The sequence below is a fragment of the Opitutia bacterium KCR 482 genome (assembly GCA_029269845.2).
In the GTDB taxonomy this organism is placed as follows: domain Bacteria; phylum Verrucomicrobiota; class Verrucomicrobiia; order Opitutales; family Intestinicryptomonadaceae; genus Merdousia.
The window spans coordinates 1,353,183-1,368,280 of record CP149973.1 but is presented as its reverse complement, the minus strand read 5'-3'; the positions used below and the strand labels follow the sequence as shown (position 1 = coordinate 1,368,280).

Annotated in this window: 10 protein-coding genes; 6 read left to right on the top strand and 4 right to left on the bottom strand. The window is 55.8% G+C overall.

Annotated elements, in window-relative coordinates:
- From P3B99_005670 to P3B99_005655, 4 genes are all read left to right on the top strand, one after another.
- Positions 1-2,439 (top strand): sulfide/dihydroorotate dehydrogenase-like FAD/NAD-binding protein, encoded by a 2,439-nt coding sequence (locus P3B99_005670; protein ID WYJ06700.1) that lies wholly within the window; start codon positions 1-3, stop codon positions 2,437-2,439.
- 10 nt (positions 2,440-2,449) lie between these two features.
- Entirely contained in the window at positions 2,450-3,892 is a 1,443-nt protein-coding gene (gltA, locus tag P3B99_005665; GenBank protein ID WYJ06699.1) for an NADPH-dependent glutamate synthase, read from the top strand.
- On the top strand, positions 3,873-4,622 hold the full coding sequence (locus tag P3B99_005660) for a 5'/3'-nucleotidase SurE (protein WYJ06698.1): 750 nt from the start codon (positions 3,873-3,875) through the stop codon (positions 4,620-4,622). Before gltA ends, P3B99_005660 begins: the two co-directional genes overlap by 20 nt.
- Positions 4,623-4,760: 138 nt before the next feature.
- Positions 4,761-7,007 (top strand): alpha-L-rhamnosidase C-terminal domain-containing protein, encoded by a 2,247-nt coding sequence (locus tag P3B99_005655; GenBank protein ID WYJ06697.1) that lies wholly within the window; start codon positions 4,761-4,763, stop codon positions 7,005-7,007.
- A gap of 74 nt (positions 7,008-7,081) precedes the next feature.
- Here P3B99_005655 and P3B99_005650 read toward each other — a convergent pair whose 3' ends face one another.
- Together P3B99_005650 and P3B99_005645 are read right to left on the bottom strand one after the other, a co-directional pair.
- A complete protein-coding gene (locus tag P3B99_005650; GenBank protein WYJ06696.1) occupies positions 7,082-7,912 on the bottom strand; it encodes a sugar phosphate isomerase/epimerase in 831 nt (276 codons plus the stop codon).
- Positions 7,913-8,162: 250 nt separating this feature from the next.
- Positions 8,163-10,601, bottom strand: coding sequence for a beta-galactosidase (locus P3B99_005645; protein ID WYJ06695.1), 2,439 nt, complete (start codon positions 10,599-10,601; stop codon positions 8,163-8,165).
- 1 nt (position 10,602) lies between these two features.
- On the opposite strand from P3B99_005645, the gene P3B99_005640 reads away from it, so the two are divergent.
- On the top strand, positions 10,603-10,962 hold the full coding sequence (locus P3B99_005640) for a hypothetical protein (protein WYJ06694.1): 360 nt from the start codon (positions 10,603-10,605) through the stop codon (positions 10,960-10,962).
- A gap of 473 nt (positions 10,963-11,435) precedes the next feature.
- On the opposite strand, the gene P3B99_005635 is transcribed toward P3B99_005640, so the two are convergent.
- Together P3B99_005635 and P3B99_005630 are read right to left on the bottom strand one after the other, a co-directional pair.
- Positions 11,436-12,530 (bottom strand): sugar kinase, encoded by a 1,095-nt coding sequence (locus P3B99_005635; GenBank protein ID WYJ06693.1) that lies wholly within the window; start codon positions 12,528-12,530, stop codon positions 11,436-11,438.
- Between the two features lie 22 nt (positions 12,531-12,552).
- On the bottom strand, positions 12,553-13,542 hold the full coding sequence (locus P3B99_005630; protein ID WYJ06692.1) for a LacI family DNA-binding transcriptional regulator: 990 nt from the start codon (positions 13,540-13,542) through the stop codon (positions 12,553-12,555).
- A 148-nt stretch (positions 13,543-13,690) separates the two neighbouring features.
- On the opposite strand from P3B99_005630, the gene uxaC reads away from it, so the two are divergent.
- Positions 13,691-15,094, top strand: coding sequence for a glucuronate isomerase (gene uxaC / locus P3B99_005625; protein WYJ06691.1), 1,404 nt, complete (start codon positions 13,691-13,693; stop codon positions 15,092-15,094).
- Positions 15,095-15,098: the final 4 nt, after the last annotated feature.

Genomic DNA, 15,098 nt, shown 5'->3' with positions numbered 1-15,098 from the left:
ATGGATACTTTCAAACTTACAATAGACGGAAAAACCGTGGAGGCGAAAGCCGGCATGACGGTTTTGGATGCGGCGAAAAACGCGGGTATTTTCATACCGTCGCTCTGCGCCCACGACGAACTTTCGCCCTACGGCGCGTGCCGCCTGTGCGTTGTCGAAATAGACGGAATGCGCGGCACGCCGACGTCGTGCACGACGCCCGCCGCCGAGGGAATGACGGTGCGCACGAACACCGAAAAGCTCGAATTGCAGCGCAAGCGCACGATAGAGCTTATGATGAGCTCGCACCCGTCTCCGTGCTTTTCGTGCGATTCGCGCGAAGAGTGCGAGTCGGAAAAAAAACAGCCCACGCGCTCGGGGCACACAACCCGCTGCGGAACGTGCTCAAACCGCCCCGACTGCGAGCTGCGGCAAGTCGCGCTTCCGAGATTCGAGTCGGACATCGGGCTTCCGCTCATCTACGACGAAGGCAAAGCGGAGCGCAACGACCCGTTTATCGACAAAGACCACAACCTGTGCATACTTTGCGGCAGGTGCTTCCGCGTCTGCGAAAAGGTGCACGGCAAGCCCGCAATCGGTATTGCCAACAGGGGAAAGAACGCGAAAATTTCGGCGGAATTCGAAAAGTCGTGGAGCTCGGAAGAGTGCAGATTTTGCGGCGCGTGCGTAGACGCTTGTCCCACGGGCTGCCTTACAGACCGCTGGGCAAAGTGGTTCGGCAAACCCGAAAAAACCGCGGAGACCGTGTGCGCTCTCTGCCCGCGCCACTGCCGCGTAAAAGTAGCAATCAAGGACGGCAGGATAGTTTCGGCGCACGCGGTGTCGCTCGAAAAGGGCGACGCTCTCTGCGCCCTCGGCCGTTTTGCCATTCCGCAGATAATGAACAGCAGAAAACGCCTTTTGCGCGCGAAGATAATGCGAAACGGCGAGCAGGTTCCCGCGCATGCGGAGGAGATTGCCGGCAAATTCGCGGAAATCCTCGAAAACGCGGGCGGAAAAATCCTGATGGTCGAGCACGTCGGGGGCTTTTACGAATCGCGCAAGGCGGTTCGGGCGTTGGCGGCAAAATTCGGGGCAAAACTCGTAAAGGCGGCGGTCAACGACGCTTCCCTCGACGCCGAAACCCTCCGCGAAATTTCCGAGGGAAAATACGAAGCCGCATTCACCGTAGGCTCTTATCTTGCCGCGGAGCTTGCCGCTAAAATTCCGCATCTCATAGTTGCGGACTTCCTTAAAACGCCATTGCAGGACAAAGCGGAACTCGTGCTTCCCATCGCGGTTTTCGGGGAGAGCGCGGGTACGTTTGCCGACGCAGGCGGGGCGAAATTCGCGGCGGCGGCAGCCGTCGCAACGCGCCTCGACCAACGCCCGATAAGCGGATACCTTTCCGACGTCTGCGTGAAATGCGGAATAGACGTTAAGGCGTTCGACTTCGAGCTTGAAAAAATCCCCGAAGATTTCGCCGACCCCCGCTCCGACAAGCGCAATCTGCCCGAAATGGCGTTCGGGCATTTCCTCGCCGACTACGTTCCCGATTTGGAACTGCTCGGCCTCAAAAAATCTCCCGAAAAGACGGCGGAAAGCAAGGCGAAAGAGGAGGGCGGCTTCGAAATTCTCGAAAACATCGAGCTTGCGCCAAACTTCCACTCGCTGAAAATAAAAGCTCCCGACATGGCGAAATACGCCCGCGCGGGGCACTTTGCAATCCTCATGGCGAACGCCGACAGCGAACGCTCGCCGTTCACGATTGCCGACTGGAACGCCGAAGAGGGCTGGGTAAAATTCATAATAGAGGAGGTCGGCAGGTCGAGCGCGGAAATAGGCGCGCTTTCGGCGGGCGACAAACTATCCGTCGCAAGCGGGCCGCTCGGCACGCCCGTAGACCTCGACAAATTCGAAAAAGGCTCGAAAGCCCTGCTTTTGGGCGGCTGCTACGGCATAGGAGCAATCTACCCGATTGCCCGCGAACTTACCGCGCGGGGCGTGAAGGTCGAATGCGCGATAGAGGCTTCGTCGTCGTACATGCTTTTCTTCAAGGACGAGCTTTCGAAAGTCTGCGAAAAGCTTTATGTCGCCACGCGCGACGGTAGCGAAGGCATGAAGGGCGGCTGCCGCGACGTTTTGAAAAATTTCGGCGCGGGCTTTGATTCCGTCGTCGCCATCGGCTGCGTGTTTATGATGAAGCAGTGCGCGGCGGCTCTGCCGTCGGGCGTTTCGAACGCGCAGTGCGCCCTCAACCCGATTATGGTGGACGGCACGGGCATGTGCGGCGCGTGCCGCGTAAGCGTCGGCGGCGGCACAAAATTCGCGTGCGTAGACGGGCCGTTCTTCCCGCTCGCGGAGGTCGATTTCGCCGAACTCGGCAAGCGCAGAACTGCGTACAAACTTTTGGAAATAGAGGCAATGCCGCGCCACATCGGCGGGAAATGCCATTCGTAAGGAGCTTGAAATGTCAGAAGAAAAACCGAGAAAATTGAAGGCGTCGGGACTTCCGCGCATAAGCGTTCCGGAGCAGGATCCCGCCCGCAGGGCGACGAACTTCGAGGAAGTCCCCTACGGAATTTCCCTCGAAGCCGCAATGGACGAGGCGAGCCGCTGCATGCAGTGCCCCAAACCGCGCTGCATTGCGGCGTGCCCCGTAAACATCAGGATACCCGAATTCATCGCAGAAATCGCGAAGGGCGACCCGAAAGCCGCCGCGCTTAAACTCAAAAAACAGACCGCGCTCCCCGCCGTCTGCGGCCGCGTCTGCCCGCAGGAAAACCAGTGCGAGGGCAGCTGCGTTTTGGGAATCCGCGGGAAATCCGTGGCAATCGGAACTCTCGAACGCTTTGCGGCGGACTACGTGCGCATAAACAATCTGGAAGAGCTTCCGCAAAAGGCGGAACCCACGGGCAAGAGGGTTGCCGTCATCGGTTGCGGACCCGCTGGCATTACGGCGGCGTCCGACTTGGCTATTTCTGGGCACGAAGTGGAAATTTTCGAAGCCCTACACCTCCCCGGAGGCGTGCTCATGTACGGCATTCCGCAGTTCAGGCTTCCGAAGGAAATCGTCATGCACGAAGTGGAGTCTCTCAAAAAGCTGGGCGTGAAAATCCACTTTAACTACATTGTGGGCAAGCTCCGCACGATAGACTCTCTCTTGGCGGAGGGCTTCGACGCCGTGTTCATCGGCGCGGGCGCGGGGCTTCCGATTTTCCTCGGAATCGAGGGCGAAAACAGCGTCGGAGTGTTCTCCGCAAACGAGTTCCTCACGCGCTTCAACCTGATGAAAGCCTACGACTTCCCCAACCACGCAACGACTCCCGTTTCGGCAAAGCACATCATTACCGTAGGCGGCGGGAACGTCGCCATGGACTCGTCGCGGACGGCTCTTCGCATAGGCGCGAAATCAACGCTCGTCTACCGGCGCGCCCGCGAGCAAATGCCCGCCCGCGCCGAAGAGGTGCACCACGCCGAACAGGAGGGCGTGAACTTCCAAATGCTCACAAACCCCAAGCGGATTATCGCCGACGAAAACGGGAAAATCGTCGCGCTCGAATGCGTTAAGATGGAGCTTGGCGAGCCTGACTCTTCGGGGCGCAGGAGCGTTTCGGAAATCGCCGGAAGCGAATTCAGGATTCCGTGCGACGCGCTTGTCGCGGCAATCGGCAACCGCCCGAACCCGCTGCTTCCCATGACCTGCCATTCCCTCAAAACCACGAAAAAGGGAACGCTTGAAGCCGACCCCGAAACGCTCCAAACCTCCATTCCGCAAGTGTTCGCCGGCGGCGACATCGTAAGCGGCGCGGCTACGGTTATCAGCGCGATGGGTCAGGCAAAAAAGGCGGTCAGAAGCATAAACAGGTTTTTGAAAGGCGAGCCTCTGAAAGATGAGACTGCTGCTATCTAACGACGACGGGCTTGACTCGCCCTTTCTGCCCGCGTTCGCGCGCGCCCTCGCAAAAGTTGCCGACTTGAAAATAGTCGTGCCGTCGGGCGAGCGCAGCTGGATAGGCAGGGCGTACAGCCGCCATTCCGAGCTTGAAGCCCAACCGCGCGACTTCTTCGGACTCGACTGCCAGACGGTTTCGGGCACGCCCGCCGACTGCGTAAACATAGCCCTCGGACACCTTTGCGCCGAGCCTCCCGACGCCGTAATTTCGGGCTTGAATATCGGGCAGAATGTGGCGATGCCGCTTCTTTGGAGCAGCGGAACATTTGCCGCCGCCGTCGAGGGCGCGGGCTGGGGACTGCCCGCGTTCGCGTTTTCGATGCGGCTTGAAAAAGTCTACTACGAATATTGCAGACTGCGCCACGGCGCGGCTCCCGAACCGCTTTTGCGCAACATAGAGGCGGCTTCCGAACACGCCGCGCAGTTCATTGTGGACATGCTTTCAAAGGGCGAATGCGGCGCGGGGGTTGTAGTGAATGTCAACTACCCGATAAAATACACGCGGCAGACGCCGTTTGCGGAGTGCAAGCCTGCGGGCGTCGATTTGCGCTCGGTCTACACGCGCGGCGACGACGGAAAATTCAGGTTCTCGTACAGCCTCGGCTCTGTCGGCGCAAACGGGGAACTCACCGATGTCGAATGCCTCGACAAGTCGATTGCCTGCTTCTCGAAAATCAAAATAAGGTAGACGCGCTTCTTTTCCCGTCCCGCTTTCGGAGGGGCGCAGAACGCCGCCGACGCCTGCCGCGCATTTTTTTCTTTTAATATCCGAGAAGCGGTGTAGACTTTCGGCTATCCAACAAATATCAATAATTTCTTACAAAAAATGAAAAAGACGTTTTTATGCATTCTGCTTCTTTCCGCGTGCGCTATTTTCGGAGGCGAGTCCGCAAAATGGATTTCCGCCGACGATTTCACCGCCGACGCGTTCAACACTTGGATTGCGTTCAGAAAAGACGCGGAACTTGCGGAAACGCCCGCGTCGGCAAAACTCAAAATCGCCGCCGACAGCAAATACTGGCTCTGGGTAAACGGCAAGCTCGCGGTCTTCGAGGGCGGGCTAAAACGCGGCCCGAATCCCGCCGACGGCTACTACGACGAAATCGACATCGCGCCATTCCTGAAATCGGGCAAAAACCGCGTCGCCGTTCTGCTTTGGTACTTCGGCAAAGACGGATTCTCGCACAAAAGCAGCGGGAAATCGGGGCTGTACATTGACGGCGGCGAAATTGCCGATTTCGACACCTCCGCGGACTGGCTTTCGCGAGTCCACCCCGCCTACGGCACAGCGGGCGCGCCGTTCCCGAACTTCCGGCTGTCGGAATCAAACTTGCAGTTCGACGCAAACAGGGATATGGAAAACTGGCAAACGCGCGACGACCTTTCCGAAAAATTCGCCTTCAAAAAATCGCGCGAGTACGGCAAATTGGGCTGCGCTCCGTGGAACGCCGCCGAAAAACGCCCCATTCCGCAATGGAAACTGCGCAAGCCGATAGAGCTTCAATTTACGGCCAAGAAATCGTGGCTTGGCGGCACGGCAGTGGCAAAACTTCCGTACAACATGCAGATGACGCCGATTATCACCGTCTACGACCCCGTCGGAAACTCGCTCGTGTCCGTCGAAACCGACCACGCGTTCACGGGCGGCGACAACTGTCTCCGCGCCGAATACATCACAAAGAAAGGCTTGCAGACATACGAATCGGTGGGCTGGCTCAACGGGCACGAAATAGTCTTGAAATTTCCGCGGTATGTAGACGTGAAAAAAATCGAGGCGCGGGAATCGGGCTACGACACCGAAGTTTCGGGTAAATTTTCGTGCGACAACCCGTTCTTCATGCGCTTCTGGCAAAAGGGGCTGAACACTCTGTACGTCAACATGCGCGACACATACTTCGACTGCCCCGACCGCGAACGCGCCCAGTGGTGGGGCGACGTCGTGATTCTTTCGGGCGAAAGCTTTTACACCTACACGCCGTCGGTAAACGCGCTCACCCGCAAGGCAATCCGCCAGCTCGTGAGCTGGCAAAGGCCCGACGGCTCGCTGTTCGCGCCGATTCCCGGCAACTACACCAGCGAACTTCCCGGACAAATGCTCGCGTCAATCGGCAAATACGGATTCTGGAACTACTACATGAACACGGGCGACGCCGACACTGTCAAATTCGCGTATCCCGCAGTCAAAAAATACCTCTCCCTCTGGACGCTCGATTCCACTGGGCTTACCGAATTCCGCAAAGGCGGCTGGAGCTGGGGCGACTGGGGCGAAAACCGCGACAAACGCCTGATTCTTGCGGGCTGGCATTATATCGCACTCGCCGCCGCCGCGAACATGGCGGAACTTTTGGGCTTACCCGACGACGCAAAAACCTACCGCCAAACAATGCAAAAAGTTAAGGCGGGCTTCGAAAAATGCTGGAACGGCACGGCGTACAGACACCCCGAATACAACGGCGAAACCGACGACCGCGTCCACGCGCTCGCCGTGATTTCGGGCATCGCCGACAAATCGAAATACGACGCAATTTTCAAGGTCTTCAAAACCCAAAAACACGCAAGCCCCTACATGGAAAAATACGTCATGGAGGCTCTGTTTAAAATGGGACACGGCGGCTACGCGCTCGACAGGGCGGAGGAACGCTTCAAGAAAATGGTGGACGACCCGCGCTATACAACGCTCTTCGAGGGCTGGGAAAAGGACGGCTTCGGGGGCGGCTCAGTAAACCACGCATGGAGCGGCGGAGCAATCACGGTGATTTCGTCGGAACTCTGCGGACTCCGCCCGCTCGAACCCGCATGGAAAAAATTTGCGGTAGAACCGCAGCCCGCAAATTTCAAACGGGCGTCGCTGGGCTTCCAAACCGTTTCGGGCGAAGTGAAATCGTCATTCGTGCGCGACGGTTCGGCGTTCATCATGGACGTGTCGGTGCCGACGCTCGCAGTCGTTTCCCTCCCCGAATTTTGCAGCGGCAAAACCCTGCGCGTAAACGGCAAAACCGTTTCCGAAAAAACCGTAAACGGCAAACGCACTTTCGAACTGCCCAAAGGCGACTATTCGATAATCGTCAAATAACGCACGCGCAAACGCCGCAAAAAAACGGGGGAACGGTTCGCCGCTCCCCCGCTTTCGCAAATTCCGCCGACGCCTTAATGCGCTTTGAGATACTCGACACTCCGCTTTACCTCGTCGAGCTTCTGCGCGGGCGTGTTCTTCCACCAGCCGATGTATTCAAGCAAAAGCCAGCCGTCGAACTTCTGGCGGTCAAGTTCGGCAAGCATGGCGTCTACGTTCATCGCGCCCGTGCCGAAGGGAACGTCGTAGGCGGAAAGCCCGTACGCACTCATGTCGCGGAAATGGACGATGCCGATTTTGTTTTCGAACGTCTTGAAACCCTCGACCGCATTGACGCCCGAACGCCCCCAGTGCCCTGTGTCGGGACAGGCGTAGACATTGGGATAGTCGGCAATCATCGATGCCACAAACTTCGGGTCCGAAAACGCCGCATTGCGCTTGGCGTCCTTGCCGTGGTTGTGGACGGCGACTTTCATTCCGTACTCGGCGCAAAGCTTGTTCCAGAGGGGAAGCTTGTCGGCGGACGGCTCGGCAATGACGGTGTCCGCGCCGAACTCCTTGACAAACGAAAGCAGCTTGCGGATTGCGTTTTCGGTCGTGGGAGTCGAAACGCCGTAGGAAACCACCTTGATTTTGTTGTCGGCAAGAATCTTTTTGAGGAACGCCTTTTGTTCGTCCGACATCGACGGCTCAACCATCGCGTCGGGATACTTCTTCGAGAGCGCATGACGCGAAAGCCCGATAGCGTCAACACCGCATTCGCGGACAAGCGGTAAAAGCTCCTCTATCGTCTGCTTTGCAAACGTGAAAGTCTGAATGCCGACCTTTCTCTCGGCGCGCTCGGCGTGAAGCAAATTGGCAAATAAAACGGAAACCGTAAGAAACAAAAAAAATGTCCTTCTCATGATGTCTCCGAATGAACTCCCATTGCCCCGTTTATGCAACGCAAAAATAAAAGCGATAGCAGAGGGAAATAAAAATGGACAATAAAAAAATAAGATTTTAAATCTCTCGCCCCCCCCCGCGAGGCATCATAAAAAACTTCGGCAATCCGCCAATATTTCGGCGGGGTATTGCGGGGAGGGCGGTTTGCTTTCGCGGGCTTGAGCGCGAGAACGCGCGTGCAAAGCGCATTGGCAATGCCAATCGCGCCAATTACCGACATTTTAAATTGCCGAGGCGGAGAAGCCTGTTGTCGCCGCGTTTCATTTTTAGCGTAATGAACGGACCTTTGCCTAAACGCTTGCCCGAAAGCGCATCAAAAACTTCCTTGTCGGAGTGCAAATTCAGCGCAATATCGTGCGGATTTCTGTCGTCGTCCGTGCATGTTATTGAGATATACGGTTCATTGGCAAAAACAGACAGTTTTTGATTCGAATATTCGCGAACTCCCGCAACCTTAAACATAAGCCTTATGGCTTCCTCGGGAAGAACCCCGCTGCCGCAGAACAAATGTTTTCCGCGTAAAACAAGCGCGGGTTGCCCATTGGGATAGACGCCTAAAACCTTATCGCCGTCTTTGAGAATCGGCGTCAACAGCGGCGAAGTCTTCGCGCTGCTTCCGAACTTAACAAGCCCCATTTTGCGGCCTTCGGCAGTGGGTTCAACCAACATCGGCAGCAACCCTCCCTTTACATATTCGACATCAAACCCCGTGGCTTCCGAGACGCCCGCAAGCGAGAATTCGCTTTTTTCCACGTCAATCAATCCCGTCGCCCAAACGAAAATCGCGCCCGAGTCGGCAACCTTTTGGCGAATCGCCCTGCGTTGTTTCGCGTCGAGCGCACACGAGACCGCAAAAATCGACAGACGCGGCGCATACGGACGCCCGAAAAGAACGTCGTCAAGCAGGAAACTTCCGAACGAGACCGCACAGTCGGTGAGAATCTTGCGGGAATCGGTCGAAGACAACATCGTGCGCAAATTCGTATAATTCGCGCCGCCGAAACAGACGGAACGCTCGTCCAAAATAATCGCGATGTCGGGATTGTATTCGACGGGATTTTCAAGCAAGTCGTTGTCGACTGCGGCAAACTCGGGCATAAGCGTCCAAAGCTTTGGGTCGTCAAACCAGCCGGTGCCTGCGAGATCCATCCACCAGCATCCGTTGTTGCGCACAACCTGCTGAGCCATATCGCGCTGGAGAACGCTAAGCGTGTCTTCGAGCGTCCTAAGCTCTTTGCCCAACGCCGTTATTTTTTGCTGCGTTGGAGGCACGCGATACGTTCTGATGTCGTCCTCCCAAATCCAAAGCTTGCCCGAACGCGTTATTGTTTCTGTCGAACTCGGAGTCATTCCGCCATAGCCGAGATTGCGCGTATCGTGATACGAAAGAGGGCCGCATAAAATGTCGACATCGGGCGAGTTCAAAACCTTCATCAACCCGAAGTGTCCGGGGTTGGCGGCGCCCTTCCATTCGCCAATCGTTATGTACCCGTAAAAAGCAAGCGACAACTTTTCCGGCGTTTTTTGGCGAATAATTTTTGCGAGAGTAAGAATCGTCTCAACCATAGAGTCCTGCCTAAACATATTGCAGTCGAAAAGTTTCATCTGCGTTTTCGGATCGACAATGCAAAACGCCGAAAGCCGCTCCTTCGGCGACGGAACTTTCGCGGTTGCCAAGGTTGCCGACGGGTCGTTCCAAGCCTTTTGCAGCGCGGCGTCGGTTCCGTATTTTCGCGTCAGCCATTCGCGCCAGGATTGCTGAGCCGACGGCTCGTAGCCCACCCAATCCGTATCGCGGGTATCGGGATAAAACCATTCGCACGAATTTGCCCCGCCCGGGTGATACCCCGCAATGTTGTTGCCGCAGTATCCTTCGCAAAAATCGATAACCGCGCCCAAAGCCTTCGCGATGTCGGCTCTAAAACGCGGAGAGAACGGGCTGCCCATGCCGGGAAACTTGTCGCAAACCTTGCCGTCTATGGATTGAAGCGCGTCCTGCGGATATTTTTTCATCCACCAGTCTGGCGGATAACAACGAACGCGCACAATGATTTTCGCATTCGGATTCGCGCCCAATATCTCGTCGAGCGCGCCTTTGAGGTTTTCCGTGTTATAAGACTTGCCGTCTTCCGGCATAAAATCCGCGGCCTGAACGGGAAAGGTTATAAAATCGACGCCGGCGTCTTTTGCCAATTTGGTTTGAAGCCCGACAAACGAACGGTGCACGGGCTCGAAGAAATCCCCTCCGAGAGTCGTATACAATTTGAAGTCCGTTTTTTTGTCGGACTTTATTTTTATGTCTATGCGGTATTTTTTGCCCGCCTTAAAATCGACGTTTCCGAATGCGATTTTCGAAACTCCCGCGTCGGATTTCGCGTGTAAATAGCTTTGCTCTCCCTCCGTTTCCGCAACGAATTCCGCATTCAAATTCCTGCCGCCGCTTTTCTCAATCGAAGCGCCGCGTTCGAGCGAAAAAACCTTTGCGCCGCCGTCGGCTTGCGAAACTTCCAGCGCGTAGATTTTGCAGTCGAACCGTCCGTCGAATTCGAGCTGAATCCGCACCCCGTCCGCGTTTTTTTCAAGCGGCAAGATTTCGACGAACGTTTCCGTAAGCTCTGGATACGCGTCTCTTTTAATCGGCGACCCCATTTTGAAATATAACGGCGAAACGTACAACATTCGCGGCCGCACAGGCTTGCCGTTTAAAACAATCTGCGGCACGCCGTTGACTTGCCGAACTTTGCAGGTTGTCTTTGCGTCGTTGCCGTCCTCCACTCCTTTGGAGAAAAAATTACACCCGCACAAAAAAAACGCGGACATCAATGCCACACACACAGAATTCGCTTTCATTCACCAATTAAAAACGACACTCGGGGTTATTTCAATAAAAAAAACCTCTCGGCAATCCGCCAACTTCCCAGCGGGGTTCTGCGGGGAACGGTTTGCTTCCGTAGTAGGGGCACACGGAGAAAAAGAAACCGAAGAACAATACTGCTCCACAAAAAAATAAAACAGAAAACTCGCACCCCAAAACTTCTTTCGCGAGGTATCCTAAAAGAAAAATCAAAATCTACCCGCGCGAAAACCTCGCGCCCTAAAATAAAAAACCTCTCGGCAATCCGCCAACTTCCCAGCGGGGTTCTGCGGGGAACGGTTTGCTTCCGTAGTAGAGGCACACGGAGAAAAAGAAACCGAAGAACAATACTGCTCCACAAAAAAATAAAACAGAAAGCTCGCACCCAAAAACTTCTTCCGCGAGGTATCCTAAAAGAAAAATCAAAATCTACCCGCGCGAAAGCCTCGCGCCCAAAAATAAAAACCTCTCGGCAATCCGCCAACTTCCCAGCGGGGTTCTGCGGGGAACGGTTTGCTTCCGTAGGAGAGGCACACGGAGAAAAAGGAAGGGGGCTGTACTTGAGTACTGCCCCCTTTCGTTTTCGAGTATGACTCTGCTACGGAACAAACAAGTCCCGCAGGTTCCCGCTACCTTACAACGCGAGCGCCTGCGTTAGTCTCGGCGAGCTTGCGGACTTCTTCAAGTCGCGCCGTGCTCGTGTCGCCGGGAGTTGTCATCGCCAACGCGCCGTGCGCCGCGCCGTATTCGACCGCAAGCTTGGGAGAATCAAGCTCCATCATGCCGTAAATGAAGCCCGACGCAAAAGAGTCGCCGCCGCCGACGCGGTCGAAAATTTCGAGGGCGTCGCGTTTTTTTGACTCGTAGAATTGTCCGTTGCACCAGCAAATCGCGCTCCAATCGTTGGAGCTTGCGGAACGAACCTTGCGGAGGGTAGTGGCAGTCGCCTTGAAGTTGGGATACTTCGCAACGGCATTGTTTATCATCTTCTTGAAGGCTTCGACATTGATGTCGGAAATGTTTTCGTCAAGACCTTCTACTTCGAGGCCGAGACACGCGGTGAAGTCTTCCTCGTTGCCAATCATCACATCGACATACTTTGCGATTTCGGAGTTGATTTCGACCGCGCGCTTCTGCCCGCCGATGTCCGCCCAAAGCGAGGGGCGGTAGTTGAGGTCGTAGGAGACGATGGTTCCGTATTTTTTTGCGATTTTCGCGGCTTCGAGAACGACCTCGCCCGTGGTTTCGGAGAGAGCCGCAAAAATGCCGCCCGTGTGGAACCAGCGGACGCCCTGCTTGCCGAAAAGCTCCTCCCAGTCAATGTCGCCCGCTTTGAGCTGCGACGCCGCCGAGTGGCCTCTGTCGGAGCAGCCGAGCGCACCGCGGATACCGTAGCCGCGCTCGGTGAAGTTCAGCCCGTTGCGGACATTGCGCCCAGCGCCGTCTGCCTTGACCCATTTTACAAAGTCCATGTTCACGCCGCCCTGCATGATGAAGTCTTCGAGGAGGTAGCCGACCTCGTTCTTGGCGAACGCGCTCACAAGACCCGCGCGGAGCCCGAAGCATTTGCGGAGGCCGCGCGCCACGTTGTACTCGCCGCCGCCTTCCCAAGCGCGGAACGAGCGGGCGGTTCTGATGCGGTCGTCGCCGGGGTCGAGGCGGAGCATGACTTCGCCGAGTGATACTATGTCGAATTTTACCGATTCTTTCGATTTTGTTTTCATTTGATAATGCGTATTTGTTTTGTTAAATTTTCATTGTGCTTTTTCTGATGATAAGCTCGCCTTCAAGGTGCTCTACTTTCGGCTCGGAGTTTTCCATGACGGCGTTGAAGCACTCTTTTGCAAACTGCTTGACGGGCTGCCTGAAAGACGTGACCGACGGAATGTAGTTTGCGGCGGAGGGAATGTCGTCGAAGCCCGTTATTGCGACGTCCTCGGGGACGCGCACGCCGACTTCGTAGAACTTCTTGATGACGCCCATGGCGATTGTGTCGGTCGCGCAGATGATTGCGTCGGGGAGCTTGTCCCTGCCGGTTTTGAGGAGGTCGCGCGCGATTTCCTGACCGACCTTGAAGTCGTTCGTGTCGGAGGACGGCGAGAGCGAGTCGAAGCGGCAGTCGAAGTCTTTTGCGACTTCCTCGGCGGCGGCGCAGCGCAAGTGGTGCGCGGGGATTTCGCGCGAGGCGAACGCGATTCTCTTCAAACCCAAGTCGCGCACGAGGTGCGTGAAGATTTTGCGCATGGCGTCGTTTTCGTCGATGCTGATTGAAAGCGTGAGGTTCGGGTGAGAGCCGTGCCCGATGCGCGCAATCGGAATGTCCTTGAACGCCTCAGTCCAAGAGAGGTCGCCGTAGGAGCCGAGGACGATTATGCCGTCAACCGAGTGCTTGTAGAGCGGAAGCAGGTCTGACTCGCAGGGCTTTCTGTTGAGGAAGCCCACCAGCAGCAGCGAATAGTTGTTGCCGTGCGAAAGCTCCTGAAGCTCGCTGATGAGGAAGGAGAAGTAGGGGTCGTAGAAGTCGTAGGCGACAATGCCTACCGTGCGGCTCTTCTTGCCCTTCAAAATGAGAGCCGCAGGCGACGGAACGTAGTTCATTTCCTTCGCGGTTCTGATGATGTCTTCAATCTTCTTGGGGTGGACGCCGATTTTGTGCGCCTGTCCCGACAGCACTCTCGAAACGAGCGAAGTCGAAACGCCTATTTTTTTTGCGATGTCGCGCTGGGTTACTTTCATGGGGAGCTTTCTGTGTGTTGAGGAAAAATTAAGCCTGCGGTGCGCAACTTTCTCAACCCGATTCTACCGAAAAAACGCGGGCGAAAAGTCGTTCGAAGCGCAAGAAATTACTTGACCAAAACTCAAACGTTTGAGACGCTTGAAGTCAATGGAAAAATTTATTTCGAACGATTTTCTTTTGGAGAACAAGTATTCGCGCGAATTGTACCACGAATTCGCCGAGAGGCTTCCCCTTATCGACTTCCACTGCCATCTCGACCCCAAGGAGATTGCCGAAAACAAACACTGGGACAACATCGCCCAAGTGTGGCTGGGCGGCGACCACTACAAATGGCGTCTCATGCGCAGCAACGGCGCGGAGGAAAAATACTGCACGGGCGACGCGTCCGACAGGGAAAAATTCCAGAAATTCGCCGAGGCAATGCCCTACATGCTCCGCAACCCCATGTACCACTGGTGCCACTTGGAGCTTGCCCGCTTCTTCGGAATAGACGACATTCTCCTTTCGGGCGACACCGCCGAGGAAGTCTGGAACAGGGCGAACGAAGTTCTCCTTTCGGGGCTCGGCGCGCGCGAGTGCATGGCGCAAAGCAACGTCGAGGCGGTCTGCACGACCGACGACATCGTTTCCGACCTTTCCTACCACAAAAAATTGGAGGACGAAGGCTTCCCCGTCAAGGTGCGCCCGACTTTCCGCCCCGACAAGGCGTTCGCAATAGAGGGGCACGAGGCGTACATAAAATACCTCGACGCGCTCGAAAAAGTGTCGGGCGTGGAAATTAAATCCTACTACGACCTGATTGCGGCAATCAAAATCAGGCACGACTATTTCCACGAACACGGCTGCCGCGTCTCCGACTACGGCATCGAGACCGTCTGGTACAAAAACTCGTTCTACTACGAGGTGGAGGACACTTTCAAAAAGGCGATTTCGTCGCCCGAACATCTGGCGCACGAAGAAGTGGTTGCGTTCAAGTCGGCAATCCTCAACGAATGCGCGGCGATGGACTACGAAAGGGGCTGGGTTCGCCAGTTGCACATAGGGCCAATCCGCAACGCAAACAAGCCGATGTTCGAGAAGCTCGGCGCGGACGCGGGCTTCGACTCAATCGGAGAGTCGAACTACGCGACGCCGCTTGCAAAACACCTCAACAAAATCGCCGAAACGGGTACGCTCGGAAAGACAATCATCTACAACATCAACCCGAAAGACAACGAGATGATTGGCGCAATGCTCGGCAATTTTCAGGACTCCCTCTGCCCCGGGAAACTGCAACTCGGCGCGGCGTGGTGGTTCAACGACAGCTTCGACGGCATGCGCAGACAGCTCGAAGCGGTCTCCAGCCTGTCGCTGCTGGGCAGGTTCGTGGGAATGCTTACGGACTCGCGCTCGTTCCTTTCGTACGCCCGCCACGAGTATTTCCGCCGCATACTCTGCAACATGCTCGGAAAGGAAATGGAAAGCGGCTTTTTGCCGAAGGACATGGCGCTTGTGGGCAAGCTCGTTTCCGACATTTCCTACTACAACGCAAAGTCGTATTTCAATTTGTAGTATT